Genomic DNA, 5,107 nt, shown 5'->3' on the forward strand with positions numbered 1-5,107 from the left:
AGAGAGAGAGAGAGAGAGAGAGAGAGAGAGAGAGTCACTTCCACAACTTGCTGATAAACTTTTAGCTTTTCTAAACTCACAAGAAAACATTGATTATCTTATCATCGATGCTGGCATCAAAAACAACCTGCTAGCAAAGCATTTATCTTCATTATCAGACATAATATTCACTGTTTTAGAAGCTGATGGAAACTGCGTTCAGAGATTAAACAGCTCAAATACTGCATATAATGAGTTCTTCATTATCAATAAACTCAATAACTATTCTCAGTCATCATTAGATATACAGTCTCTTCTTTTAAACAGTAAGTTAAAGCAGTCATTTATAAAAACCGCTATCCCATTTGATGAATCTGTTGTCAGCTCATATATGAACCTTATGCCTTTCAACAGATTTTTAAAAATCAGTTCTGCTTCTTTGCAGCTAGAAAAAATCATTATGGAACTTTTCATAATGTGCAAAGATATAGATAAGATAAAGGATCAGAAATAGTATGCAGTCTAATGCAATAAATAAATTAAAGAAGCTTAATGCGCTTTGGACTGTTAATGGTGTAAACCTTTTTACAAAGGTTATAAACCTGACATTCTTTGCTTTTGTCTATTTTCTGCTCCCATTAGAAAATGAAACCTATAAGGATCTGCGTCGTAATTTCTATTACTACTATCCGCAGATAAAAAAAGGCAGACCAAGACCACTTGATCCTGTAAGAATTATTATTCAGTCTGTATTTTTACTTTTTATAAAACAGATACCTTCAAAGACATCTACAATAAATGTATTTTTTAATTCTCTGTTAAAAGTATTCAAAAATACTGTAATCAAGCCTTTATCTGCAATAACCTCTGTTTTTACAGGAAAGTTAACTGAGGTTGCTGATCAAAAGGAAACAGTTGTTCTTAAAGAATCAAGAAAAACAGTTATTTTGGTATTTCTAGGATTGTCTTTTGTTGCATCAATACTGGCAGTTACCCAGCCTCTAGATGTAGAGTACCAGCTTGTTTTCGTTGCACTGATGTGGATTGTCGCAACCTTACTAAAGTCAGAGAAAACCCGCGTAACACTGATGCTGATGATCTTTATTTCCATCATCATATCAACCCGTTACATTTACTGGCGTATTACCAAAACAATTCTATTTACTGATCCTGTAACAATTACTTTTGCTCTGCTGCTTTTAGTAGCCGAGGTCTATGCCTATGCTGTTTTGATACTCTCATACTTCCAGGTATGCTGGGTTCTAGACAGAAAGCCATATCCTCTGCCAGAAGATACAGCCTTATGGCCAAGTGTTGATATTTTCATTCCAAGCTATAACGAACCATTGGATGTTGTAAAACCTTGTCTTCTTGCAGCACTTGATCTTGACTGGCCAAAAGACAAATTAAAAGTTCATATGCTAGATGATGGAAGCAGAGCTGAATTTGAAAAATACTGCAAGAGTATAGGTGTTAATTACATAATCAGAAAAGAGCACAATCATGCAAAAGCTGGTAACATCAATCATGCTTTAACACTTACCAATGGTGATCTGGTTGCAATCTTTGACTGTGACCATGTTCCTACCAGAGCTTTCTTACAGATGACTGTAGGATGGATGGTTCATGACGAGAATATTGCACTTGTTCAGACTCCTCATCATTTCTATTCAGATGATCCTTTTGAAAAGAATCTTTCAATTAAAGGATCCGTTCCTGCAGAAAACTCATTGTTCCATGATTTTATCCAAAAAGGTAACGATACTTGGAATGCAACAATGTTCTGCGGTTCATGTGCAGTTATCAGACGCAAACCTCTTGAGGAAATCGGTGGTATCGCTGTTGAAACTGTTACTGAAGACGCCCATACATCATTAAGACTTAACAGAAAAGGTTATTCTTCAGCCTTTATTTCACTGCCTCTTGCTGCAGGTCTTGCAACTGAATCATTAGCAGACCATATCAATCAGCGCATCAGATGGGCTCGAGGCATGGTTCAGATTTTCAGAATAGATAATCCTCTATTTGGTAAAGGACTGACAATTCCACAAAGAATCTGTTTTGCAAACGCAATGATTCACTTTTTGCATGGGCTTCCAAGAATCATATTCCTGTTAGCTCCGCTGCCATTCCTGTTCTTTAATGTATATGTGATTTTTGCAACCGGCATGATGATCTTTGCATATGTGTTGCCACATATGATTCATTCCACCATGACCAATCAGCAAATACAGGGAAACAAGCGTTTCTATTTCTGGGGTGTTATCTACGAGACCATTCTCTCATGGTATATCACTGTTCCAACTTTAATTGCGCTTATTTCACCTAAACATGGAAAATTCAATGTAACAGCAAAAGGTGCATCAAACGAAGAAACATACTTTGACTGGACTGTATCAAAATCATATATCTTCATGATCTTTTTAAATTTCGCCGGTCTCATATATGGTATTTACAATATCTTCTTCGATCCTTTTTCTCAGGTAGGAGTTATCGTCATCAACCTTCTTTGGGTTTGCTACAACCTACTTGTACTAGGTGCAGCTTCTGCTGTTGCCCTTGAACGCCGTCAGGTAAGAACTTCTCCAAGAGTTAGCTGTGAAATGGAATGTACCATTGATATTAGTAAATTCCAGAAAATCAATGCAATTATCACAGATTTTTCAAAAGACGGTCTTGGTATCAAACTTTCAGAAAAAATTGAAGGCTCTTCTTACCAGGGCCTGTTCAAAGATGGACAGCTTGTCGTTATCAACATTGAAAACAACTCTGTTATCTATAAATTCAATGCTGAAGTTAAGTTTTCAAATCAAAACAAGTTAGGTCTTGCTGTAAAGCTAGACACTCTCCAGGAAAACATTGAATACATAAGATGTACCTTCGCATGTGCTGACAGATGGGCTCACAGTTTTGAAGGACTCAAACAGGATACCCTTTTCCACGGAATTCATACTCTAGTGAAATTCGGTCTGAATGGTTACATAAAAATGCTTAAGAATGCACCTTTTGTATTCAAGCAGCTTTTATGGATTGTCGTATCTACACTGCTGTTCACATTCAGTATGTTACCAGTTCCATTAGATATCAACGGCAAAAAGATTTTTGATAAAAGAAAGTAATTAAGGAGACATCATGTTTCTCAAGAAAATATCACTTTGCGTTATGACTTTACTGTTTGCTTCTGTTGCTGCAAACGCACAGAACAATACCAGTTCCAATATTGGATCTCTTGTTGAAGTTCATAAGTTTGATGATATTACAACCAATATCTACAGATACCCATTCGCCTCTCTTGAATGGACAGATCCGTCAGGTGGCCTTGCTTTAAGTGGTACTCAGGCAAAAAGAAATGTAAGATTTGAAATCAGAAAGGACGAGCTTGTAACAGGCGGTGCTTTAGAACTTTACTACACACCATCACCAGCTTTAATTCCTGTAAGATCACACCTTAACGTTTACTTCAATGGTCTGTTAATCAAATCATTGCCAATTCTTAAAGAACATCTAGGTAACAAAACATTTGCAAAGATTGCAATTGATCCAAAGGCTCTTGCTGATTCAAATCAGATTGAATTTGAATTCATCGGTCATTACTCAGATATCTGTGAAAACCCTGTAGATTCATCCTTATGGCTGAATATTTCTGCTCAGTCAGTTTTGGTTCTTGATAAACAGCAGCTTCACATTGCAAACGATCTTTCAAGTTTCCCAACACCATTTTTTAACGTTACTACAAATACAGCATCAACACTACCTGTAATTTTCAGTGATGAGCCAGATTCAAATACTCTTAAGGCAGCATCAATTTTTGCTTCATTTGGTGGTGTTCTTACTGCATGGAGAGGTGTTGACTACCCTGTTTTGATAAATCAGCTTCCATCAAATGGTCATGCTGTAGTATTCATCACAAATGATAATCGACCATACTTTCTTAAGGATTATCCAAAATCTACAGCTCCAACTGTTGAAATGACTGATATTCCAGGAACCCAGAGTAATAAGCTTTTAATTATTTCAGCTCCTACATCAGAAAAACTTATAGAAGCAGCAAAGGCTCTTGCTTTAGGTAATGTTCTGTTCAATGGCCCTGTTACAGAAATTCTTGGCTACACTGAAGTTGAAAAACGTAAGCCTTACGATTCACCAAACTGGATTGATTCTTCAAAGAAGGTTTATTTTGGTCAGCTCACCACATTTGATGGTCAGTTAAGTGCTAACGGTATTGAGCCAGCACCTATCAACGTTCAGCTCAACCTTCCACCAGATTTATACTTTGTGAATGGTTCAAGAGTAGATATGAACCTTATCTACAAGTATACAAAGCCAACAGAAACAGGTATGTCTCAGTTGCGCTTTATCCTGAATAATCATCTTGTCAGATCATATCCTTTAAAGCCAGACAGCCAGCAGGATAAGATTTCTGAAAATCTGCCAATCATGGGTGCTGTAAATCTATTTGGCACATCAAAGGTTGATGCATCTTTTATCAGACCAACAAACTCACTGACATTTGATTTTGATTATTCAAACATCTATACCTCTAAAAAAGATGAATGTACAACACAGGCTCCAATCCCTCACAGAGTTGAAATTGATCCTGCCTCAAACATCGACTTTACAGGTATCTACCACTTCACACAGATGCCAAATCTGTCACTGTTCTGGCAGTCAGGATATCCATTCTCAATCTATGCTGATCTTCAGGAAACTGCAGCTGTTATAGAAAATACAAAAGATACTGAACAGTTATCAACCTTACTCAACACCTTAGGAAGAATAGGTGCTCAGTTAGGTTATGCATCTACAAACATCGAAATTCTGACAAAGATTGATGATGATTCTGAAGATGTTCTTGAAGACAAGGATATTCTTGTTATTGGTAATATTCCTGAATTATTGAAGGATAATGACAATGTAGCTATTGTTCTTAGCAAGACAGAACAGGCAATCAGTACTTCATTTAACTCAGATAATCCAAACAGGTTCGATCCTGATAAAAAGAATTTAAATACAACCATCAGAACCAGAAACTCAAATGGTTTAGGTGCGATTGTATCATTCCAGTCTCCATTAAATTCAGACAGAACTGTTGTAGCAATGCTCTCTGACAGCCCAGAAGGTCTTGCTC

Annotated in this window: 3 protein-coding genes; all 3 read left to right on the forward strand. The window is 36.8% G+C overall.

Annotated elements, in window-relative coordinates:
• Positions 1-493 (forward strand): cellulose synthase operon protein YhjQ/BcsQ (locus tag ACJML3_RS02740; protein ID WP_406020394.1); only part of this gene is annotated, 493 nt, incomplete at its 5' end.
• Between the two features lies 1 nt (position 494).
• Positions 495-3,098, forward strand: coding sequence for a UDP-forming cellulose synthase catalytic subunit (gene bcsA, locus ACJML3_RS02745; RefSeq protein ID WP_406020396.1), 2,604 nt, complete (start codon positions 495-497; stop codon positions 3,096-3,098).
• Between the two features lie 13 nt (positions 3,099-3,111).
• Positions 3,112-5,107 (forward strand): cellulose biosynthesis cyclic di-GMP-binding regulatory protein BcsB (gene bcsB, locus ACJML3_RS02750; RefSeq protein ID WP_406020398.1); only part of this gene is annotated, 1,996 nt, incomplete at its 3' end.

Origin of the sequence: Succinivibrio sp., assembly GCF_045124615.1 — a bacterium.
Classification (GTDB): domain Bacteria; phylum Pseudomonadota; class Gammaproteobacteria; order Enterobacterales; family Succinivibrionaceae; genus Succinivibrio; species Succinivibrio faecicola.